Here is a 21,553-nt window from a genome sequence, read left to right on the forward strand (position 1 = left end):
CCGTTCGGTTGTGCGGCGGCTGTGCCGCCTCCGGGCTACTCGTCCCAGCGGGCCGGCGCGTACTGCGGCGGTTCGGGGGCGCCGCCTGCGGCGCCGGTGCGGCGCTCCGAGCCCTGGCTGAGGAAGACGTTGACGGTGGCGCCCTCCGGCAGGTCGGTGCCCGGGTCCGGGTTGATCGCGGCGACGGTGCCCGCCGCCTCGCCCGACCGGACGCCCGCACCGGACACGTTCACCGTGTAGCCGGCCTCCTCCAGTTCGGCGACGGCCTCGCTCTCCCGCAGCCCGACCACGTCCGGCACGCCGCCGTCCACGGAGGCGTTGGTCATGTTCGGCGCGGACGGGCCGGACGCCGAGCCGCCGCCGCGGAACTTCGACGGCGCGCCCGGGAACTTCTCCTCGGGCACCTTGTCCACTGCCTTCTCCATCGTGTCCTGCCAGATGGGGCCCGGGATGGTGGCGCCGTAGACCGCGCCGTAGTGGCGGCCGCCGATGTTGACGTTGCGCAGCGGGTAGTTCTGCGGGCCGCGCGGGTCGCCGACGAACACCGCGCCCGCCAGGTTCGGCGTGAACCCGGCGAACCACGCCGCAGCCGATCCGTCGGTGGTCCCGGTCTTGGCCGCAGCGGGCCGGCCGATGCCCAGGCCGTCGGTGGTTCCGCCCTTGAACGTCTGCTGCAGCAGGTAGCTCACGCCGGCGGCGACGTCCTTGTCGATCGCCCGCTCGCACTCCGACTCGATCTCGATGGTCTCGCCCGACTGGCGGTCCTCGATCGAGGTGATGGCCTGCGGCTCGCAGTAGGTGCCGCCGGAGGCGAAGACCGCGTAGGCGTTGGCCACCGTGAGCGGCGACACCTCCTCACTGCCGAGGGTGAAGGAGTTGTTCGCGTTGGTCTGCGGGTTGTCGAACGACTGGCCGTCGGCCCGGTGCACGCCGAGCTTCTCCGCCATCTCGATCGTGTTGCACAGGCCCACGTCCTTCTGCAGGTGGGCGAAGTAGACGTTGACCGACCCCTTGGTGCCGGACACCATGCTGCTCGAGCCGCCCTCGGTGTCGCCGGCGTTCTTCACCGGCCAGGGCGCCAGCGGATCGCCGTTGCAGTTGCGCTGGCCGGTGATGGTCGTCGAGGAACCGCCGCCGTAGCCGGTGCCGAAGCCCTTGCCCTGCTCCAGCGCCGCCGCGAGGGTGAACGCCTTGAACGTCGACCCGGCCTGGAAGCCGGTGCTGCCGCCGCGGTCGGCGTCGGTCGCGAAGTTGACCGACGTCTCGCCGAGCTTGGATTCGTCCGGGCCGTAGTCGCGGCCGACCGCCATCGATCGGATCTCCCCGCTGCCCGGCTCGACCAGCACCTCGGCGGCCACCTTGCGGGACTCGTTCGTGCGGGGCACCCACTTGTCGACCGCGTCCTGGGCGGCGTCCTGCATGTCCGGGTCGAGCGAGGTGTGGATCTTCAGGCCGGCCGTGCGCAGCCAGCGGGCGCGCTCGGTCTCGTTCTCGCCGAACCGGTCGCCCTTCTCGATCTCCTGCACCACGTAATCGCAGAAGAACGGCTGGTCCGAGGGGACGCACCCGTTCGACGGGTTGGTGATGTCCAGCTGCTCTTCGAGGTCGACCTCCTTGGCCTCCTTGGCCTCCTCCTTGGAGACCGCGCCGACCTGCACCATCCGGTTGAGGACGACGTTGCGCCGGTCCTGGGCGTCCTCGGAGTTGAGCCGCGGGTTGTACAGGTAGGGGTAGCGGACCGTGCCGGCCAGCGTGGCCGACTGCGCCAGGTCCAGCTCGGAGGCGGGGACGCCGAAGAAGTGCTGCGCCGCGGACTCCACCCCGTAGGCCCCGTCGCCGAAGTAGGCGATGTTGAGGTAGCCCTCGAGGATCTCGTCCTTGGTCATCCGCTTCTCGATGGTGATCGCGTAGCGGAGCTCGCGGAGCTTGCGGGCGAGGCTGGTCTCCTGCGCCTCCTCCTGCTCGGCCTGGGTGCTGGCGCTCTCCACGAGGACGTTCTTCACGTACTGCTGGGTCAGCGAGGAGCCGCCCTGGGTGGAGCCGCTGAGCGTGCGCAGCGCCGCGCGGAACGTGCCGGAGATGTCGATGCCGCCGTGCTCGTAGAAGCGCGAGTCCTCGATCGCGATCATCGCGTCCTGCATCACCGGCGACATGTTGTCGAGGCCGACCAGCTCGCGGTTCTGGTCGTAGATCTCGGCGATGACGCCGCCCTCGTTGTCGTAGATGACCGACCGCTGAGGAGGCGGCGGGGTCTCCAGGTCGCTCGGCATGTTCATGAAGCCGGTGGCGACGTTGCGCGCGGTGATGCCGAGCCCGCCCAACGCGGGCAGCGCAAGCGCCGCGACGAGTACGCCGGCGATCACGCCGACTCCGACCAGCTGACCGATTCTCTGCAGCATTCTCCCCTGACCCACCCCATCAGACTACGTACGGCAGAGCGCCCGCGGTGCATGTGTTCGACGGCTCACGGGGCAAACGGTGGCGAAGGGGGATATCCGCCCGGTGTGTGAGCACGGAGAAGGGACGGCGGCGGCGCTCGTCCCACCGTAAGGCCCGATTTTCGGTCCGCTTAGTGGTCTCTCACGCACTGTCCTCATCCTGACACACCGCCGGTGTACCCGGGCTCCGGCGGCCGCCGCGCAGCGGGGTGCGCGTCCGGATCAGAAGCGGGGGTGACGCGGGTTCCGGGAGCGGCCCCGGCGGCCGGAGTGCCGGGAGTGACCGGCCGGGGAGGGGGCGGGATGCGTCACCCCTCGGGCTGGCCGCCTCCGGCAGCCGGACGGCCGGCCAGCGCGCCGCCGACGTCCTGCAGCGCGGCCAGGTCGTGCACGTCCTCGGCCCGCATCGGCACCTCGGCCGTGCGCACCCGCGGATGGCGCTCGGCGAACCGCGCCCGCAGCTCCGCCTCCCGCTCGGCCGTGCGCGCGGCCTGAGCGTGCAGCAGCAGCGCCTGCTCCGCGAGCGGGTGGGCGGCCCCGTCCGGCAGCTCCTGCAGGGCGCGGCGCGCCTCCAGCGCCGCGGCGGAGGAGAGTCCGGGCACCGCCGGCCGGTGCGTGCGGTTCAGCACCAGGCCGGTCAGCGGCATCCCCTCCGCGGCCAGCCGCTCGATGAAGTAGTCCGCCTCGCGCAGCGCGTCCGGCTCGGGCACCGCCACCACCAGGAACGCCGTTCCGGGCTCCTGCAGCAGCCGGTAGGTCCGCTCGGCGCGCTCCTGGAAGCCGCCGAAGACCGTGTCGAAGGACTGGATGAAGGACTGCACGTCGCTGAGCATCTGCGCGCCCACGATCTTGGAGACCATCCCGGTCACCAGCGATACCCCCGCGCCGAGCAGGCGGAACGCGCCCGCGCGCGCGGGCGCCGCCAGGACCCGGATCAGCTTGCCGTCCAGGAACCGGGCGAGGCGCTTGGGTGCGTCCAGGAAGTCCAGGGCGGACCGGCTCGGCGGGGTGTCCACGATGATCAGGTCCCACTCGCCGGCCTCGCGCAGCTGGCCGAGCTTCTCCATCGCCATGTACTCCTGCGTGCCGGAGAAGCTGGCCGACATCGACTGGTAGAAGGGGTTGGCCAGGATCTGCGCCGCCCGCTCCGGGTCTGCGTGCGCCTCGACGATCTCGTCGAAGGTCCGCTTCATGTCGAGCATCATCGCGTGCAGCGACCCGCCGGCCGCCGCTGCGCCCGGCACCGCCACCGGGCGCGGGGTGTTGTCCAGCTCGGTCAGGCCCAGCGACTGCGCGAGCCGGCGCGCCGGATCGACGGTGATGACGACGGTGTCCCGGCCCGCCTCGGCCGCGCGTACCGCCAGGGCGGCGGCGGTGGTGGTCTTGCCGACTCCGCCGGATCCGCAGCACACCACCGTGCGGATGCTGCGGTCGTGCAGCAGCGCATCGACGTCGAGCCGCCCGGCGGGGCGGCCGCCGCCCCCGCCGGGCCGTGCGCCCGGATCCGCGGTCACCCGTCCTCCCTGCTGCCGGAGCCTCCACTGCCTTCGCCGCCTTCGCCGCCTTCGCCGCCTTCGCCGAGCGACGCCGCGAGGCGGTCCGCGAGCCGGTACAGCTCGGGCACGCCGACCCCCTCCCCGAGGTAGGGCAGGTCGACCGCCGGCAGGCCGAGCGGGTCCAGGCGCCGGCGCACCCGGTCCTGGGCTGCGATGCGCTGCGCGTGCGCCGCCATCTCCCCGGCGAGCCCCGCGGCCACCTCTTGGGGCATATCCAGCCCGGCGGCCTTGGCGCCCCGGGCCAGCGCCCCGGTGTCGACCGCACCCGCCGCCGCGTCCGCGAGTACCCCGGGCGCGAACAGCGGAGCGCGCACCATGTTCACGATGAGGCGGCCCGGGTGCATGCCGGCGCCGCGGATCTCGGCGACCCCGTCGAGTGTCTCCTGGGCCGGCATGTCCTCCAGGAGCGCCACGAAGTGCACGGCGGTGGCGGCCGAGCGGATCGTGTCCATCACCTTGTCGGCCTGCGTCCGGATCGGCCCCACCCGGGCGAGCCCGGCCACTTCGGCGTTGACGTTCAGAAAGCGCGCGATGCGCCCGGTCGGCGGGGCGTCCATCACCACCGCGGTGTAGGCGGACGGGCCGCCGCCGGAACCCAGGCGGCGCCCGTCGCGGCGGCGCCGGACCGCCTCCACGGCCTTGCCGGTGAGCAGCACGTCGCGCACGCCGGGCGCGATGGTAGTGGCGAAGTCGACGGCGCCGAACCGGGTGAGCGCCTGCCCGGCGCGGCGCATCCCGTAGAACATCTCCAGGTATTCCAGGAGCGCGGCCTCCGCGTCGACCGCGAGCGCCGATACGGCACCGCCGCCGCGCGCCTCGGCGATGGGGCGCTCCTCATAGGGGAGCGGGTCGAGCCCGAACAGCTCGGCGATGCCCTGGCGCCCCTCGACCTCGACCAGGAGCACCCGGCCGCCGCCGGACGCCAGCGCCAGTGCCAGCGCCGCCGCGGCCGTCGTCTTGCCCGTGCCGCCCTTGCCGGTGACCACGTGCAGCCGCGCGCCGGGACTCGGGTGGGGTTCGCCTCCGCTCACCTCCGGAAGTCTATGCGGGTGATCCACAGCCCGGCGGGAGCGCAGCACGGGGCCGACCGGGGTGAGTAGGCTTGCCGCCATGACGAAGTGGGAGTACGCGACGGTGCCGCTGCTGTCGCACGCGACGAAGCAGATTCTGGACAACTGGGGCGAGGACGGTTGGGAGCTCGTCACCGTGATCCCCGGCCCGTCGGTGGACGGGGACCCGCGCAACCAGCAGCTGGTCGCCTACATGAAGCGGGAGAAGTAGCCGTGGCCACGCCGGAGGAGCGGATCACCGAGCTCGGCCTGGAGCTGCCGGAGATCGTGCCGCCGCTGGCGTCCTATCAGCCCACCGTGCGCACCGGCAGCCACGTCTACGTGTCGGGCCAGCTCCCGGTGGCCGGCGGCGCGCTGGCCGGTACCGGCAAGGTCGGCGCCGGCGTCACGCCCGAGCGGGCGGCCGAGCTCGCCCGGATCTGCGCGCTCAACGCCATCGCGGCGGTCAAGGCCGAGGTCGGCGAGCTGTCGGCGGTCCGCCGCGTGGTCAAGCTCGTCGGGTTCGTCGCCAGCGACCCGGCGTTCACCGGGCAGCCGGGCGTCATCAACGGCGCCAGCGACCTCATCGGCGAGGTCTTCGGCGAGGCCGGCGTGCACGCCCGCAGCGCCGTCGGCGTCGCGGTGCTGCCGCTGGACGTCCCGGTCGAGGTGGAGATGATCGTCGAGGTGGCCTGAACTGGGCGCCACCCGGCCGGCGGGGCGGGCGGTGCCGCGGAGTACCGTTCGCCCTGGCGGCCCCGCGCCGCCGTGCCTCTGAGCCCCGAGGAGGACGACCATGGCCGAACCGTCCCCGACACCCGGCCCCGCCCCCCGCGCCGCATCCGGGGCCGCTTCGGCTGCGGCGCCCGGCACGTCGGCGGTCCCCGCTCCGCCGGAGCCCGCGTCCGGCACCGGCCCCGGCGCGCCGGTGGCACCGCGCGACGCCGCCACCGTCATGCTCGTCCGCGACGCCCCCGGCCCCGCAGCCGGAGCCGGCGCCGTCGAGGTCTACATGCTGCGCCGTGCGCCCTCCATGCCGTTCGCGCCCGGCGTCTACGCGTTCCCCGGCGGCCGCGTCGACGAGCGGGACGCCGACCCCGCCACCGACGCGGTCTGGGCAGGCCCGCCGCCCGAGTCCTGGGCGCACACCCTCGGTACCGATGTCCGCACGGCCCGCGCGCTCGTCTGCGCCGCCGTGCGGGAGACCTTCGAAGAGTCCGGCGTGCTGCTCGCCGGCCCGTCGCCGGATGCCGTCGTGGCCGACACCCGCGGCGCCGAGTGGGAGGCCGACCGCGCCGCCCTGATCGACCGCTCGCTGCCGTTCGCGTCGATGCTGCGCCGGCGCGGCCTGGTGCTCCGCGCCGACCTGCTGCGGGCCTGGGCGCAGTGGATCACCCCGGAGAGCGAGTCGCGCCGCTACGACACCCGCTTCTTCGCCGCGCTGCTGCCGGAAGGGCAGCAGACGCGGGACGTCGGCGGTGAAGCCGACCGGGTGGAGTGGGTCCGGCCGAAGCGGGCCGTGGAGCAGTGGCGCGACGGCGCCCTGTTCATGCTCGCGCCCACCGTCTCCACCTGCCTCGACCTCGACGCGTGCGGCACCGCGGCCGGGGTCATGGCGCAGCAGCGCACGATCGAGCCGCTCCTGCCCCGCCTGGAAGCGGTGGACGGCGGCCTGTGCATCGTCGCGCCCGACGGCACGCGCTATCCGATGCCGCAGGGGCGCCCGTCGCCTCCGCGCGCGGGCGGCGCAGACAGCGCGGTCAGCTCGGAGGGTGCGGCAAGCGCCGCCGGCGCGAGCGCGGGTTCCCGGGCCGCGCAGCGGGGAGCGGAGAACGGAGGGGTCCGATGAGGATCGACGGATCGGGGACGCTGCGGGCGGGCTGCCTGCTCTGCCCCAACCCCGGCCCGATGACGCTCGACGGCACCAACACCTGGGTGCTGCGCGAGCCCGGCTCGCGCGACGTGGTCGTGGTCGACCCGGGGCCGCACGAGGAGCGCCACCTCGAGCGCGTCGCCCGCACCGTCCAGGAGCAGGGCGGCCGCGTCGTCCTGACGCTGCTCACCCACCACCACGACGACCACACCGGCGGCGCCCGGTACTTCTCCGACCTCACCGGATCGCCGGTGCGGTCGGTCTCGCCCGAGTTCCTCATCGGCGGCGCACCGCTGGCGGACGGCGACGTGATCGACGCCGGCGGCCTGGGGCTGCGCATCATCGCCGCGCCGGGCCACACCGCCGACTCGGTCTGCATCCACCTGCCCGCCGACGGCGTCCTGCTCACCGGCGACAGCATCCTCGGCCGCGGCACCCCGGTGATCATGGACGGCGACGGCGGTCTCGCCCCCTACATGGACACCCTCCGCCGGTTGAGCGCGCTTGCCGGCGAGGCCGAGCTCCGCGCCCTGCTGCCGGGCCACGGCCCCGTCCTGGGTGACCCGCGCCGTGCGATCGACGGCTACATCGCGCACCGCGAGGAGCGGCTCGCCCAGGTGGCCGCCGCAGTCGCGGCCGGCGCCGCCACGTCCGCCGAGGTCGTCGCGCACGTCTACGCCGATGTCGACCCCTCGGTCCGCGCCGCCGCCGAGTCCTCGGCCCGCTCCCAGCTCCGCTACCTGGCCGCACGCGGCGAAGTCCCGCCCGAATTCGCCGAAGCCTGAGCTGCGGCACGCTGCCGGGCCGCCCCTTCCGCGCCGCGGACCGGGCCGGCCGCGACTGCGCGCTGGCCGGGCCGGGGCCGGCCCGGCCGGCACCAGTCCCCGCGGTGCGGCGCCGCGCGAACGCCCGCGTCCGAGCGTGCTGCTCCCGGCTGCGCAGCCCGAGCCCGCCCGGGATGCGCGTCCTGCTGAGCCGGTGCGGGGCGGGGCGGCCGCGCCTTCCGCGGTGCTGCGCCTTCCGCGGTGCTGCGCCCTCAGCTGTATCCGGCCCCCGCGGCATCCTCCGGTGAAGACCCGCCGTGGCTCCGGCTGCTCCGGCGCCCCGCCCATCCGTTCGCTCGGATGCCGCTGGCGGCGGTGCCGCGGCGGGTGCCGCGGAAGCCGCTCCGGCGCGGGCCGCACGGCCGGCACCCGGGGAGGGCGCGGCTGCCCGCTGCAGCCCCGCTGGCTTCTCGGCGCGCCCGGTTCCCGCTGCTGCCCGGGTGCGCGGCCGGACAGCGGCTGCATCCCAGCCGGCCGCGCCCGGCCCCGGTGGCGGGCTCCTCGCTGCCCGGCGATGCCGGTGTGCGGCGCTGAGCCGCGTGGAGAGCGCGCCCGGCCGAAGCGGGTGGGGTGGGCATGGCCCGGCGGCGGCGCGGCGCGGAGCGCGAGTGAGGGGGCCGGAAACGACGCGCGCCGCCCTGCCCGTGCCTTCCGGCGGGGCTGAGGGCGGCGCTGCGCGGTGTGCAGGTGCCGTGCTGGAGCGCGTCAGCGGGCGCGGCGGCGCATCCGCTCGACGTCCAGCAGTACGACGGCCTTGGCCTCGATCCGCAGCCAGCCGCGCAGGGCGAACTCGGCGAGCGCCTTGTTCACCGTCTCCCGGGAGGCGCCGACGAGCTGCGCCAGTTCCTCCTGGGTGAGGTCGTGGTGGACGTGCAGGCCGTCCTCGCCCTCCTTGCCGAACTTGTCGGCGAGCTCCAGGAGCTGCTTGGCAACGCGGCCCGGCACATCGGTGAAGACCAGGTCGCTCATCACGTCGTTGGTGTGCCGCAGCCGCGCGGCGAGCGCCTTCAGCAGCTGCATGGCGACCTGCGGCTGGTTCGCGATGAACGGGCGGAGGTCGTCGTGGCCGAGTCCGGCCAGCACCGTGTCGGTGACGGCGATCGCGCTAGCCGTGCGCGGGCGCGGGTCGAACAGCGACAGCTCGCCGAACATCTCCCCCGGCCCCAGCACCGCGAGCAGGTTCTCCCGGCCGTCCACCGCGGATCGGGTGAGCTTGACCTTCCCGCTCAGCACCACGTAGAGCCGGTCGCCCTCGTCGCCTTCAGAGAAGAGGGTCTGGCCCCGGCCGAGGCGCACCTCACTGACCGACGCGCGCAGCGCGTTGGTCGCATCCTCGTCGAGCGCCTCGAATAGGGGTGCCTTTCGCAGCACCTCGTTGGTCTCGTCCACCGCTTCCTCCTAGCAACCTGACCGTCAACAGTGTGACCTATATCGCACCTGTGTGTGAAACCAGGTCGTTATCTCGGCTTGTCGTCCGGGTGACCGACCAGCCCGTCACAGCCGACGTCAGCCCCCATGATCTTAATCGCCTCTGCTCCCCGAACCGTGCCGCCACCGCCGTTAACCGGCCAATGCGGACATAATCTGGATCACCGTCCACCCGGCGTCGGGGCGCTCCGGCCCGCCCCCTCCGACGTGCGGCGCAGCCGCTGTGTGCCCGCCGGCGGGGCCGAATCCGGCGGAACGGCGGGCGAGTACGTAGGCTTCGGGTGTGCCTGGTGAACCGAAGTCGACCGCCGCCGCGCGCGGGCGCGCCGCGGGCGGCGCCCGAGCGCGTTCCGCCGCGCCGCCCGCCGGACCGGCGGGCAAGCCGGGCGAGACCCGCCTCGCGCTGGTCCGCCGCGCCCGCCGGATGTACCGCGAGCTCGTGCACGTCTATCCGGACGCGCGCGCCGAGCTCGACTTCACGACCCCGCTCCAACTGCTCATCGCCACCGTGCTGTCGGCGCAGACCACCGACAAGCGCGTCAACGCGGTCACGCCCCGGCTGTTCGCCCGCTACCCCGCTGCCGCCGACCTGGCCGGCGCCGACCGCGCCGAAGTCGAGGAGATCCTGCGCCCCACCGGGTTCTTCCGCGCGAAGGCCGACAGCGTCATCCGGCTCTCCCAGGCGCTCTGCGCGGAGCACGGCGGCGAAGTGCCCGGGACCCTGGACGCGCTGGTGAAGCTGCCCGGTGTCGGCCGCAAGACCGCCAACGTCGTCCTCGGCAACGCGTTCGGCGTCCCCGGCATCACCGTCGACACCCATTTCGGGCGGCTGGTCCGCCGGTGGCGCTGGACGGCGGAGACCGACCCGGTGAAGGTCGAGCATGCGATCGGGGCGCTGTTCCCGCCGAAGGACCACACGATGCTCTCGCACCGGGTCATCTGGCACGGCCGCCGCGTCTGCCACTCCCGCAAGCCCGCTTGCGGCGCCTGCACGCTCGCGCCGCTGTGCCCGTCCTACGGTGAGGGCCCCACCGACCCCGACGAGGCGCGCGCCCTTCTGCGCGACGGGCCCCGGTCATGACGCGTCCGCAGCGGCGTTTCCGGGCAGGCTCCGGTGCGGCCGGCCGCGGAAGTGGAAAGGCGACCATGAACGAAGCACCGCCCCCCTGGCTCGCGTCACTCGCCGACGCGGCGCCGCGCATGCGCGTCCCCGCCCTGCTCCGCCCGCCGGTGGACGGCGGCCGCCGCTCGGCCGTGCTCGTGCTCTTCGGCGAGGGCGCCGGCGGGCCCGAACTCCTGCTGATCCAGCGCCGCAACGGCCTGCGCCGGCACTCCGGCCAGCCGGCGTTCCCCGGCGGTTCGTTCGAGGCGGGCGACCGCAGCGCCGAGGAGTGCGCGGTCCGCGAAGCGGTGGAGGAGACCGGCGTCGACGCCGGCGGCATCGAGCCGCTGGCCCGGATGCCGGAGCTCTACATCCCGCACAGCGGCTTCCGCGTGCAGCCCGTCATCGCCTGGTGGCGCACCCCTTCGGCGGTGCACGCCGCCGACGCCGGCGAAGTCGCCAACGCCGTCACCGTGCCCGTCGCCGAGCTGTCCGACCCGGCCAACCGGGTGGTGGTCGATGTCGCCGGCCGCCGTGCGGGCCCCGGTTTCCGCGTCCGCGACCTGCTGGTGTGGGGCTTCACCGCGGGCGTGGTCGACGAGCTGCTCCGGATGGGGGGCTGGGAGCAGCCGTGGAACGCCGGCGGAGCCGCGCCGGTCGTTCCGCTCACCCCGCCGGCGGATACGCCCGCCCCGGTACCGCCCGGCGGGCCGCCCGCCGGGCCCCCGTCCGGTGCGCCGGCGCCGGACGGTCCCGGTGCGCACGCACCCGCATCGCCCGGGACCGGGTGACGGATGGACGGCCTCCTCCTCGACGCGCTGCTGATCGTCCTCGTCCTGCTCTTCGCCGGCTCCGGCTACCGGCAGGGCTTCATCGTCGGCGTCCTGAGCTTCGCCGGGTTCATCGGCGGCGGCGTGCTGGCCGCGCTCGGCGCACCCGGCATCATCCAGTCGTTCGTCTCCGATCCGGGGCGGCAGGCGCTGCTCGCCATCGCGGTGGTGTTCCTCTCCGCCGCCATGGGCCAGTTCGTGGCCTCCTACATCGGGGCCGTACTCCGCAACCGGGTCACCGGCGACTCGGCGCGGGTGCTCGACGCGGTCGGCGGCTCCCTGGTCAGCGCCGCATCGGTGCTGCTCGTCGCGTGGCTGGTGGGCAGCGCGGTCGCCAACTCGTCCCTGCCCGTGGTCACCGACCAGGTGCAGCACTCCCGGGTGCTGCGCGCCGTCGACCGGGTCATGCCGGAACAGGCCGACACCTGGTTCTCCACCTTCCGCAAGATCGTTGACCAGAGCGCGTTCCCGCAGGTCTTCAGCGGGCTCGGCACCGGCGAGCCGGCCGAGGTGGAGCCGCCGGACCCGGCCGTGCTGACCACCGAGGAGCTCCGCGCATCCAGCCAGAGCATCGTCAAGGTGCTCGGTACGGCGCCGTCCTGCCAGCGCCGCGTGGAGGGCACCGGATTCGCCTACGCGCCGGACCGCATCATGACCAACGCGCACGTCGTCGCCGGCGTCACCGAGGACCTGCGCGTGGTGACCCGCTCCGGCGAGCAGCTGGAGGCCACGGTCGTCCTGTACGACCCCGAGCAGGACACGGCGGTGCTCGACGTGCCCGGCCTGGGCCTCGATCCGCTGGAGTTCGAGCCTGACGCGGAGAAGAGCGACGACGCGGTCGTCGCCGGGTTCCCGAAGAACAGCGGTTTCACGGCGGTCCCGGCGCGTATCCGCGCCGAGCAGACCGCGCAGGGGCCGGACTTCTACCACGAGAAGCAGGTCAGCCGGGAGATCTACCAGGTCCGCGCGCTGGTGCGGCCGGGCAACTCGGGCGGGCCGCTGCTGTCGCCCGAGGGCACCGTGTACGGCGTGGTGTTCGCGGCGGCCACCAACGAGGAGGAGACCGGCTACGTGCTCACCGCGGAGGAGGTCGCCGAGAACGCCGCGGAGGGCCGCTCCGCGACCGAGCAGGTCGACACGATGCAGTGCGACTGACGGCCGGCGCCCGGTTCCGGACGGCCGAGCACGCCCGGTAGCCGGGCCGGGCGCCGCGCGGGGCTGCGCCCGGGTGCTCCGCGGCGCGCAGCGGCAGCTCCGGCTAATCTGGGCGCGCCCTGCAGCCTTTCAACCGCGGAGACGTCCTATGCCCAGAATCGTGCCCCTCGCCGCCCTTGGCGCGGCCGTGCTGCTCGCCGCCGGCTGCGGCGGGTCCGGCTCCGACGGTGAGGCGTCCGCCGACGGCGGCGCACCGGGCGGCCCGGAGTCGGGTGCCCCGGAGGCCGATCTGGACGCTGCCGCCGGCATCACCGGGGCGACGCTGCAGACCAGCGCGGGCGAGATCGAGCTGGAGCTCCTCCCGGAGTCGGCACCGGAGACGGTGCTCAACTTCGCCGAACTCGCCGAGGGCGAGCGCGGCGAGAACCCGGAGACCGGGAAGCAGGAGTTCTACGACGGCACGGTGTTCCACCGGGTGATCGAGGACTTCATGGTCCAGGGCGGCGACCCGACCGGCACCGGGACCGGCGGCCCCGGCTACACCTTCGGCGACGAGATCGATCCGGAACTCGAGTTCACCGAGCCCGGGGTGCTGGCCATGGCCAATTCCGGGCCGGACACCAACGGCTCGCAGTTCTTCATCACCACGGGTGAGACGGCGCACCTGAACGGGGCGCACACCATCTTCGGCCGCGTCGCCAGCGAGGAGGACCTGGCGGTCGCCGAGGAGATCGCCGGTGCCGAGACCGACGCCGACGACCGGCCGGTCGACGACATCGTCCTGGAATCGGTGCAGATCCACCGCGAGGGGTAGCCGCCCTTCGGCCCGATGCGCGCACAGCGCCGTGAGCGGCGCTGTGCGCGCGCCTGTGCGGCGCTGCGCTCCGGGCCCGCCCCGCGCAGCGGGAGAGCCCGGAGAGGCGGCTCAGGCGGCGGCGGCCTCCTCCAGGGGCCAGCTCATGCGCACGACCGTGCCCCGCTCGTCGGGCTCGATGCTGACCTCGTCGGCAAGGCCCTGGATCACCGCCAGGCCCACATCCGGAGAGAGGCCGGTGACACCGCCGGGCGGAGTGTGCTCCCCCGGGTAGAGGCGGACCGCCTCCGGTGCAGTTGCGGAGGCGGTGCCGTTGGTTCCGGCCGGGGGCGGAACCGGGTCGGGCTCCTTCGCGGGGGCGCGGTCGAACACCGCGACCTCGAACCGGCGCGGCGCGGCGCCGGCCCCTTCCGGGGCGGTTTCGGCGGCCCCGCCGCGGCGCATGCCGTCGGCCGAGCCGTCGATGAGCTCGATCTCGATCGGCCGCCAGGGGCAGTGCGCCCGGTGCGCCTCCACGGCGCGCGAGCATGCCTCCCCGACGGCGAGCCGGATCTCGTCGAGGGCGGATTCGGCGATGCCCGCCCGGCGCGCCACGGCCGTGGCCATGAGGCGGGCCGTGCGCACATGGGCGGGCAGCGCGCTGATCGTCAGCTGGACGAGGGCCATCTCTCTCGCTCGGCCCGCTACTTGGCGGAGCGCTTGTCGATGGCCTCCTGCACCGACTCATAGATGCCGAATACCTTGGTGAGGCCGGTAATCCGGAAGATCTTGAGGATGCGCTCCTGCGTGCACACCAGGTCGAGCGTGCCGTCGTGCGCGCGGACCCGCTTGAGTCCGCCGACCAGCACACCGAGCCCCGTGGAGTCGAGGAACTCCACCTTCTCCATGTTCACCACGAGGTGGAAGTTGCCCTTGTTGACCAGGTCGATCAGCAGCTCACGGAGCCGGGGCGCGGTATAGACGTCGATCTCACCCTCGACAACGACGATCTCGGTGTCGTCCTTGCTGTAGTGATCAAGCTTCAGGTCCACTAGAGTCCTCCAACGCCGAACCGCGGAATATCGCGAGTGATCTGTGCCGGGCGTTACCCCACAGAGCGGCATTCAACCACGCTCGCCGACTGCGCCCTCACGCTTCCCGGAAGAAAACGGGGGCTCCGCGCGTCTCTTCCCCCGGAAGCCGGTGCGAAACCGCAGACGGCCTGAGCGGGCGCGGAAATCGAGCGGACGGAGGGGAGCGGCAGGTGGATCGGGCGGATCTGTGGGAGGCGACACTCGGTCGGTCGTGGCGTGACCCTACCCGCGCTGCCCAGGTCACACATGTCGAGCGACTCCCCCGTGGCGGCGGAGAGACCCAACAGTGGCCCGCATGGACACCTCCCGAGGTGCGCGCGGCCCTGGCCGGCGCCGGGATCGCGGCGCCGTGGACGCACCAGGTGGACGCCGCCGAAGCCGCCCGCGCCGGCCGGAATGTGATCATCGCGACCGGAACCGCCTCCGGCAAGTCGCTCGGCTTCCAGCTGCCCGCCGCTGAGGCGCTCCTGGACGGCGGCAGTGTGCTCTACATCGCCCCCACCAAGGCGCTCGCCGCCGACCAGCTGCGCGCCGCGCAGGAGGTGCTGCCGAAGGGCCCGCTGGCCGCGGTCTACGACGGCGACACCCCGCGCGAGGAGCGGGCGTGGATCCGCGCCAACGCCGACTACGTGCTCACCAACCCCGACATGCTGCACCACGCGATCCTCGGCTGGCACTCCTCGTGGGCGCGGTTCCTGCGCCGGCTGCGCTACATCGTCGTCGACGAGGCGCACCACTACCGGGGCGTGTTCGGCTCGCACGTGGCGCTCATCCTGCGCCGGCTGCAGCGGGTCTGCGCCCGGTACCGGACCGCGCCGGTGTTCGTGCTGGCCTCCGCCACCACCGGAACGCCGGAGCAGACCGCGGAGCGGCTGGTCGGGGCGCCCGTCTCCGCCGTTACCCGGGACGCCTCGCCGCGCCCCGCCGTCGACTTCGCCCTGGTGGAACCGGAGCTGACCGAGCGCACCGGCGAGAACGGCGCCCCGGTGCGCCGCACGGCACCCGCCGAAACCGCCGAGATCCTCGCCGGCCTCGTCGCGCGGCAGGTCCGCACGCTCGCGTTCGTCCGGTCGCGGCAGGGCGCCGAAGTGGTGGCGCTGACCGCGCAGCGCCTGCTCGCCGACGGCGGCCGCGGCGACCTGGCGGAGAAGGTCGCCGCCTACCGCGGCGGCTACCTCGCCGGCGACCGGCGGGGCCTGGAGGCGGCGCTGCGCGAGGGTTCGCTGCTCGGACTGGCCACGACCAACGCGCTGGAGCTGGGCGTCGACATCACCGGGGTGGACGCCGTGGTCATCGCCGGCTGGCCCGGGACCCGCGCGTCGCTCTGGCAGCAGGCGGGCCGGGCCGGGCGGCGCGGGCGGGACGCGCTCGCCGTCTTCGTGGCCCGCGACGACCCCCTCGACACCTATCTGGCGCACCACCCCGGCGCGGTGTTCGGCCGGCCGGTCGAAGCCTCGGTGATCGACCCGGAGAACCCGCACGTCCTCGGTCCGCACCTGTGTGCTGCCGCGCAGGAGGAACCGCTCACCGCCGGCGACCTGGAGGCGTTCGGCCCGGGGGCCGGCGCGGTCGCGGCCGGCCTGGTCGAGCGCGGCCTGCTGCGGGCGCGGCCGCGGGGCTGGTTCTGGACCCGCCGCGAGCGGGCCAGCGACCTGGCCGACATCCGCGGCGCGGGCGGCCCCCCGGTGCAGATCGTGGACGGCGGCAGCGGCCAGCTGCTCGGTTCGATCGACGAGGCGGCGGCGTTCGGCAGCGTCCACCAGGGCGCCGTCTACCTGCACCAGGGCCGCAGTTATCTGGTGGACGAGCTGGACCTGGACGACCGGGTGGCGCTGGTGCACGCCGAGGAGCCGGGCTACGCGACGTTCGCGCGCGAAGTGACCGAGATCGAAATCCGGTCGACGCTCCGGGAGCAGGCGTGGGGTCCGCACACCGTGGGCTTCGGCGATGTGCGGGTGGGCCGGCAGGTCGTCGGCTACCTGAAGCGCGACGTGCGCACCGGCGCCGTCCTCGGCGAGCAGAGCCTCGACCTGCCCGAGCGGCCGCTGGACTCGCGTGCGGTCTGGTGGACGCTGTCGGAGGAGGCCCTGGAACGGCTCCGCGCCGACGGCGTCGAGCCCCGCGGTGCTGCGCACGCCGCTGAGCACGCCGCAATCGGCCTGCTGCCGCTCTTCGCCACCTGCGACCGCTCGGACATCGGCGGAGTGTCGACGGCCCTGCACGCCGACACCGGCCGCCTCACCGTGTTCGTCTACGACGGCCACGACGGCGGCGCCGGTTTCGCCGGGCGCGGCTTCGACGCGGCCCGCGACTGGCTCGCCGCCACCCGCGGCGCCATCGCCGGCTGCGAATGCGCCGCCGGCTGCCCCTCGTGCATCCAGTCCCCCAAATGCGGCAGCGGCAACGACCCCCTCAGCAAATCCGGCGCCCTCCGCCTGTTCGACGCCCTCCTCGCCGCCGCCCCCGCCTGAGCGGCCCGAGCGAGTGAGCGGGGCGGGTCCACCGGAGAACCGCGGTGAACACCGGGCGGCCCGGCAGGCTGCCGGGGCTGCGCGCGGCGCGGCTCGGAGCCGGCCGGCGTCCCCGGCACGCCGGCGCCACCCGCCTGTGGACGGCGGGCCGCCGTGGTGTGTCTCCCCCCCGGCAGTCGCCGGTGCGGGTTGCGGACGCCGGGAATTCCTGGGGATCGCGGGGATTCGGCGCGGCGCGCCGGTGGACGGGCGGGAGAGCCGCCCATCCGGAACCCGGGGTGCTGGAACGGCCGATATCCGCCCGTGATCAGGGAGGCGGGGCCGCGGCGGGAAGACTCGAATCCGCCCTTCCGCAACCCTGTCGGGAGCCGGAGCAGAATGCGGACGAGCCGAGTTTTCCACACCTCAATTCACAGGCTGTGGGTAATTCCCGACCGGTTATCCACAGGCCGGAGATTTCCCATTCCCTGCGCGCCGGATCCGCTGCACCGTGGATTCCGAGCCCGCGACACCCCAGGTCGCGCGGCACGTCCACGCCTGCAGGAGGCCCTGTGCCCGCAGTATCGCCGTCGCCGTCCGCCCCCGAACCGACCCCGCGCATCCACCGCATCAGCAGCGCCATCCGCCTCGCCGCCGCACTCCTGCGGCACCGCCTCTTCCGGCCCAGCGGTCCAGTCCTCCCGCACCGCTTCCGCGATCGCGGCATGTCGACGGCGGAATACGCCATCGGCACCGTTTCCGCGGTCGCCTTCGCGGCCGTGCTCTACGCCATTCTCACCAGTGGCGAAGTGCGCGAGGTCCTCACCGGGATCGTTGTCAGCGCGCTCCAGTCCACGGGCTGACGGCGATGGTCAGGCGCAGAGGCCGGGCGCAGTCCGGCATGGTCACGGCGGAGACCGCTGCGGCGCTCCCCGCCCTCGTCCTCGTCCTTGCGGTGGGCGTGGCCGCGGTGTCCGCCGTGGCCGCGCACCTGGCCTGCGTGGACGCCGCCCGCGCCGGAGCCCGGGCGCACGCCCGCGGCGACGACGCCGGCTCGGTCCTGGCGGTCATCGCCGAAGCCGCCCCGCCCGGTGCCGACGCGGACGTCGCCCACCACGGCGACCGGGTGCGGGTCGAGGTCACCGCGGCGGTCCCGCTCGTCCCCGGCACCGGCGCCGTGCCCATCACCGTCGGGTCGCGCGCCACCGCCCCGCTCGAGGCGGTCCCGCCGTGACGCCCGTGCGCGCTCCGGCCGGCCCGGGGGCAGACCGGGGCTCGGGCACCCTCTGGGTGCTGGTGCTCTCCCTGCTGATCTGGGCCGCTGCGGTGGCCGCGGTCCTGGTCGGCGGCGCCCGCGCCGACCGGCACCGGGCGGTCTCCGCCGCCGACCTCGCCGCGATCTCCGCCGCCGGAGCGGCGGCCCGCGGCGAGCCGGAGGCGTGTGCAGCCGCGGCCGCCACTGCGGCAGCCAACGGGGCCCGCCTCACCTCCTGCACGCTGCACGGCCTCGACGCCGTCGTCGAGGTCGTCCTCCCTGCGCGCTCCCTCCCCGGCGCCGCCGCCACGGCCCGCGCCCGTGCCGGCCCGCACACCGCCCCGCCGGATGCCGCAGCGCCACCCCGGCCGCTCCGCAGTGCGGCGCGGTCGCCACTGCGCGTCCGGCGGAGCCAGAGCCGACCGGCGCGGTGCCCCGGCCGCGGCCCACCGGGCGGCTGTACCCGCTGCGCCCAACGAGGGGCGCGGTGCCGCCGATCCGCCCCTCTCGTTCCGAGAGCGCTCGCTGGTCTCCGGCGCCGGGGCAGCAGCCGGACCGCCGCCCTATGCCCGGAGGGCCCGCCCGCCGCTGCCCCGGCCGGGCAGCTCGCGGTCGCCGTGCAGCCAGCGGTGCCACCTAGCGGGCCCGCGACGCGCCTGCTCACCGGCGCCGAACTCGCCTGCGCCACCGCCCGCGTACTCCGGGGTTGCGGCGGCGAGCGCCGCTGGCTGCGCACCGCCCCCGGCGGATCGGCCACCTGTTCAGCCGCCTGCCCGGCCAGTCCGAATACCACCGCCACCTGCGTGATGCCGCCCCGCCCTGCACGCCGCCGCACAGCGGTTGGCCCGCGCAGCCCCGACCTGGCACGAGAGGCTGCGTCTGATGCACGGCACTCCGCTGCTGCGCTGGCCGTGCCACTGCCGAGAACTCCAGCCGGGGCGAGATCGCCGGGCTACGGCCGCGATGCCTCCCACCACGCCTTCTTGGGGCGCCACACGCATGCTCATCACAACCCCCGACTGCACAGTCACCGCGTACCCCTGGCCGCCCCAGAGAACTCGACGAGCGCGGACCGGCCCTGCACCTGCTCCGCGCCCAGCAGGCCGCGCCGGGGCCGTGCCCGATCGTGTGCGGCAAGGGCTTCACCGGAGCCGGCGTCGAGACTGCCGCCCAGGCCCCCGGGCCACCTCCTCATCCAGCTCATCCAGCCTCGGAAGAGCCCGCGGAGCCGGTGCCGGCCGACGTTCCCGCTCTGCGTGCGCCAGCGCATCTGCGCGCTCAACGCCGAGGTCCGGCCCCACCGGCTGATCGGCGCCTTGGTCGAGCGATCACTGATCGCCTACGGCCACTGACCAGGACACCACCCCCATCAACGGTCGGGAAGCCGCCGTTGCGGCGCGGCGGCGGCCGGCGGCGCAGCATCCGACCCGCTCCCGAGGGGCCGCACCGGGCGGCCGAATAGAACCGCCGCCCCGCTGTCGCCCGGCCCATCAAGCGGTCAGCATGCTTCCCCGGCTTCGGGCCGACCGCATCGGCGTGTGCGGACACCGGCCGCGCTGCACTGCGCGGCCTCGCGCTGGCTCCGCCGCAGGTCACGGTGGCGCCGTCGAGGCGGGGCCGGCCCGGCCCCCGAGCGGAGGGGCGGCGGGTGGCCGTTCGGGCCGCCCCGTGCTCCGTCTCGACCGCCCCGTCCGTTCCGATGTACCGAGAGGTCCCTGCCATGAAACTTCGGCTCGCACGGCTGCGCTCCGGTGCCGCCGCCCTCGCCGCCTGCGGCGCGCTCTGCGCGACCGCCGGCGGGTTCACCACGCCGATCGGCCCGGTGGAGCTCGACCCGGAAAACCAGTCCGTCAGTGTCGGCGGCCTCACCGCGGCCGCCCCGCGCCCGGCAGCCGAGGCGCCCGCGGCGCCGCCGAAGGAGCCGCCCGCAGCACCGGCCCCGCCGAAGGCACCCGCTCCTCCGGATCCGCCGGCGCCGCCCGCCGCGCCGGCAGCCGTCGGCGGCTCCGCCGGCGCAGCCCCGCCGAAAGACGACCGGCCCGATTCCGACGACGCCCCGGACGACTCCACCGGCGCCGACGGCGAACCCGGCGCGGACGAGTCCGGCGACGCAGCGGAAGACGCAGCGGAGAAGGAACCGTCCGACGCCGCGGAACCGGACGGTGCCGATGCCGAAGCCGCACCCGAGGAGGACGGCTCGGAACCCGCCTCCGGCGGCAGCGTTCCGGTCAGCGAGGAGCCCATCATCCGGTACGGCTCGTCCGCCGCCGACTCCGCGGCGCCGCCCGCGGCCTCGCCCGTGTCCGCCGCCGCGTCGTGGGCGCTGGTGCTGCTGCTCGCCGCGGTGCTGGGAATGCGGCTGGCGGTGGGATGGCCCCGCTTCCCGCCCCGCTACACCGGGCGGCGCCGGATCACGGCGCAGCCCCGCCGATGAGGCCCGCCACCAGAGGGAGAACGCCGATCAGTACGAACGCCGGCAGGAAGCACAGCCCCAGCGGCGCCACCACGAGCACCGCTGCCCGCTGCGCACGCGCCGCCGCGCGCACCCGTGCCTGCTCCCGCGCCTCCTCAGCGTGCCGGTCCAGCAGGTCGGCGACTGGCGCGCCGGTCTGCGCGGCGCGGTCGAGGGTGCGCCCCACGGCCGCGACCTCCGGCGGCCCGCCCACGGCGGCCCAGGCCCGCCCGGGTGCCTCGCCGAGGCGCTGCCGGTCCGCCACCTCGCTCAGCAGCGCGCCCAGGGGGCCGCCCACCGACGGGGCCAGCGCCGACAGCACCGCGGTCGTCTCGCCGCCGGCGCGCACCCCCGCCGCCAGGAGGTCCACTGCAAGCGGAAGCCCCGCCGCTGACGCGGCGGGGCGGCTCGGCCGGCCGGCGGTCCGGCGCAGTCCCCACCAGCACGCCGCCCCCAGCGGCGGTCCGAGCAGCAGCGCCGCGGGGAGCCCCGCTGCAGCCGCCAGCGCCGCCGCGGGCGCCATCGCGCACGCCACCTGCAGACCCCGCCCCGGTGTCCGCTCCGCCGTGCCGATCGCGCGCGGCTCCGGTCTCTGCGGCGCCGCTGCGCTGAGCCGCACGGCGCTCACCGATCTGCCGCCGTATGCCAGGAACACCGCCCCTGCCAGGGCGGCTCCCGCGAGGGCAAGGAATACCGCCGTCATCCGCTGCCTCCGCCGCAGGCAGCCTGCCGCTCGGGTTCGGTGCTCTGCCGGATACGGCGGATCCTGTGCCACGTGCCGGACATCGCTCCCCTATCTCCCCTCTGCCGGCGGCAGCGCCCTGCGGATGATGCCGCGGGTCCACCACAGGCCGGCGGCGTCGAGCGCGGCCCCGCCGGCGAGGCAGGCCAGCCCCGCCGGACTGCCGAAGAGGAACGCCAGCGGGGCGCCGCCGCTGAACGCCGCCATCAGCAGCCCTCCCGCCGGGAGCACCGCGAGCAGGACTGCGGTGGTGCGCGCTCCGGCGAGCTGCGCCGACAGGTCGGCGCGCTGGGCTTCCTCGCGCGCCAGCGCCGCGGCGAGCCGCTCGGCCACGTCGGCCAGCCCCGCCCCGGAGACCGCTGCGACGGTCCAGCAGGCGGCCAGTCGCGCAGCCCCGCCCAGCCCCGGGGTTTCCGCGGCGCGGTGCAGGTGCGGCACGGGGTCGGCACCCGCCTCGGCCGCCGCCAGCGCGGGGCCGAGCTCGCCGGCGAGGCCGCCTTCGCGCGCCGCAG

Annotated in this window: 20 protein-coding genes and 2 pseudogenes; 14 read left to right on the plus strand and 8 right to left on the minus strand. The window is 75.0% G+C overall.

Annotated features, from left to right (window positions below):
• Positions 1-35: 35 nt before the first annotated feature.
• The 3 genes from ACYVGT_RS22505 to ACYVGT_RS22515 all read right to left on the minus strand — a co-directional run bounded on the left by ACYVGT_RS22505 (position 36) and on the right by ACYVGT_RS22515 (position 5,025).
• Entirely contained in the window at positions 36-2,399 is a 2,364-nt protein-coding gene (locus tag ACYVGT_RS22505) for a penicillin-binding protein (RefSeq protein ID WP_460861876.1), read from the minus strand.
• 347 nt (positions 2,400-2,746) lie between these two features.
• Positions 2,747-3,952, minus strand: coding sequence for an ArsA family ATPase (locus ACYVGT_RS22510; RefSeq protein WP_460861879.1), 1,206 nt, complete (start codon positions 3,950-3,952; stop codon positions 2,747-2,749).
• Entirely contained in the window at positions 3,949-5,025 is a 1,077-nt protein-coding gene (locus ACYVGT_RS22515; RefSeq protein WP_460861881.1) for an ArsA-related P-loop ATPase, read from the minus strand. The genes ACYVGT_RS22510 and ACYVGT_RS22515 overlap by 4 nt, the downstream gene beginning before the upstream one ends.
• A gap of 79 nt (positions 5,026-5,104) precedes the next feature.
• On the opposite strand from ACYVGT_RS22515, the gene ACYVGT_RS22520 reads away from it, so the two are divergent.
• From ACYVGT_RS22520 to ACYVGT_RS22535, 4 genes are all read left to right on the plus strand, one after another.
• Positions 5,105-5,275 (plus strand): DUF4177 domain-containing protein, encoded by a 171-nt coding sequence (locus ACYVGT_RS22520; RefSeq protein ID WP_460861884.1) that lies wholly within the window; start codon positions 5,105-5,107, stop codon positions 5,273-5,275.
• Positions 5,276-5,277: 2 nt separating this feature from the next.
• A complete protein-coding gene (locus ACYVGT_RS22525) occupies positions 5,278-5,739 on the plus strand; it encodes a RidA family protein (protein ID WP_460861886.1) in 462 nt (153 codons plus the stop codon).
• A gap of 259 nt (positions 5,740-5,998) precedes the next feature.
• A complete protein-coding gene (locus tag ACYVGT_RS22530) occupies positions 5,999-6,892 on the plus strand; it encodes an NUDIX hydrolase (RefSeq protein WP_460861915.1) in 894 nt (297 codons plus the stop codon).
• Positions 6,889-7,701 (plus strand): MBL fold metallo-hydrolase, encoded by an 813-nt coding sequence (locus ACYVGT_RS22535; RefSeq protein WP_460861888.1) that lies wholly within the window; start codon positions 6,889-6,891, stop codon positions 7,699-7,701. The genes ACYVGT_RS22530 and ACYVGT_RS22535 overlap by 4 nt, the downstream gene beginning before the upstream one ends.
• Before the next feature lie 744 nt (positions 7,702-8,445).
• Here ACYVGT_RS22535 and ACYVGT_RS22540 read toward each other — a convergent pair.
• Positions 8,446-9,129, minus strand: a complete 684-nt coding sequence (locus ACYVGT_RS22540) for a Crp/Fnr family transcriptional regulator (protein ID WP_460861890.1) — start codon at positions 9,127-9,129, stop codon at positions 8,446-8,448.
• A 463-nt stretch (positions 9,130-9,592) separates the two neighbouring features.
• On the opposite strand from ACYVGT_RS22540, the gene nth reads away from it, so the two are divergent.
• The 4 genes from nth (at position 9,593) to ACYVGT_RS22560 (ending at position 13,069) form a co-directional block, all read left to right on the plus strand.
• On the plus strand, positions 9,593-10,249 hold the full coding sequence (gene nth, locus ACYVGT_RS22545) for an endonuclease III (RefSeq protein WP_460861918.1): 657 nt from the start codon (positions 9,593-9,595) through the stop codon (positions 10,247-10,249).
• Between the two features lie 65 nt (positions 10,250-10,314).
• Positions 10,315-11,061 carry an NUDIX hydrolase gene (locus tag ACYVGT_RS22550; protein WP_460861892.1) on the plus strand — a complete coding sequence of 249 codons (747 nt, stop codon included), beginning with the start codon at positions 10,315-10,317 and terminating at the stop codon, positions 11,059-11,061.
• Between the two features lie 3 nt (positions 11,062-11,064).
• Entirely contained in the window at positions 11,065-12,255 is a 1,191-nt protein-coding gene (locus ACYVGT_RS22555) for a MarP family serine protease (protein WP_460861894.1), read from the plus strand.
• Between the two features lie 148 nt (positions 12,256-12,403).
• Positions 12,404-13,069, plus strand: a complete 666-nt coding sequence (locus ACYVGT_RS22560) for a peptidylprolyl isomerase (protein WP_460861896.1) — start codon at positions 12,404-12,406, stop codon at positions 13,067-13,069.
• Between the two features lie 111 nt (positions 13,070-13,180).
• On the opposite strand, the gene ACYVGT_RS22565 is transcribed toward ACYVGT_RS22560, so the two are convergent.
• On the minus strand, positions 13,181-13,735 hold the full coding sequence (locus ACYVGT_RS22565; RefSeq protein WP_460861898.1) for an ATP-binding protein: 555 nt from the start codon (positions 13,733-13,735) through the stop codon (positions 13,181-13,183).
• A gap of 17 nt (positions 13,736-13,752) precedes the next feature.
• Positions 13,753-14,100, minus strand: a complete 348-nt coding sequence (locus ACYVGT_RS22570; protein ID WP_460861900.1) for an STAS domain-containing protein — start codon at positions 14,098-14,100, stop codon at positions 13,753-13,755.
• Between the two features lie 227 nt (positions 14,101-14,327).
• On the opposite strand from ACYVGT_RS22570, the gene ACYVGT_RS22575 reads away from it, so the two are divergent.
• From ACYVGT_RS22575 to ACYVGT_RS22600, 6 genes and pseudogenes are all read left to right on the plus strand, one after another.
• Positions 14,328-16,613 (plus strand): DEAD/DEAH box helicase, encoded by a 2,286-nt coding sequence (locus tag ACYVGT_RS22575; protein ID WP_460861924.1) that lies wholly within the window; start codon positions 14,328-14,330, stop codon positions 16,611-16,613.
• Positions 16,614-17,164: 551 nt separating this feature from the next.
• Positions 17,165-17,455: a DUF4244 domain-containing protein gene (locus tag ACYVGT_RS22580; RefSeq protein ID WP_460861903.1), complete on the plus strand. Its 291-nt coding sequence runs from the start codon at positions 17,165-17,167 to the stop codon at positions 17,453-17,455.
• Positions 17,456-17,460: 5 nt separating this feature from the next.
• Positions 17,461-17,826 (plus strand): TadE family type IV pilus minor pilin, encoded by a 366-nt coding sequence (locus tag ACYVGT_RS22585; RefSeq protein ID WP_460861905.1) that lies wholly within the window; start codon positions 17,461-17,463, stop codon positions 17,824-17,826.
• Between the two features lie 5 nt (positions 17,827-17,831).
• Positions 17,832-18,167 (plus strand): annotated as a pseudogene (locus ACYVGT_RS22590) (Rv3654c family TadE-like protein); the annotation flags it as partial.
• Positions 18,168-18,500: 333 nt separating this feature from the next.
• Positions 18,501-19,199, plus strand: a pseudogene (locus ACYVGT_RS22595) (hypothetical protein); the annotation flags it as partial.
• A 368-nt stretch (positions 19,200-19,567) separates the two neighbouring features.
• Entirely contained in the window at positions 19,568-20,281 is a 714-nt protein-coding gene (locus ACYVGT_RS22600) for a hypothetical protein (RefSeq protein ID WP_460861907.1), read from the plus strand.
• Here the strand turns inward: ACYVGT_RS22600 and ACYVGT_RS22605 are convergent.
• Together ACYVGT_RS22605 and ACYVGT_RS22610 are read right to left on the minus strand one after the other, a co-directional pair.
• Positions 20,259-21,002: a type II secretion system F family protein gene (locus tag ACYVGT_RS22605; RefSeq protein WP_460861909.1), complete on the minus strand. Its 744-nt coding sequence runs from the start codon at positions 21,000-21,002 to the stop codon at positions 20,259-20,261. The two genes, ACYVGT_RS22600 and ACYVGT_RS22605, sit on opposite strands and share 23 nt — an antisense overlap.
• Before the next feature lie 90 nt (positions 21,003-21,092).
• A partial coding sequence (locus ACYVGT_RS22610; protein WP_460861911.1) for a type II secretion system F family protein occupies positions 21,093-21,553 on the minus strand: 461 nt, incomplete at its 5' end.

It is taken from the genome of Nocardiopsis coralliicola (assembly GCF_054779695.1).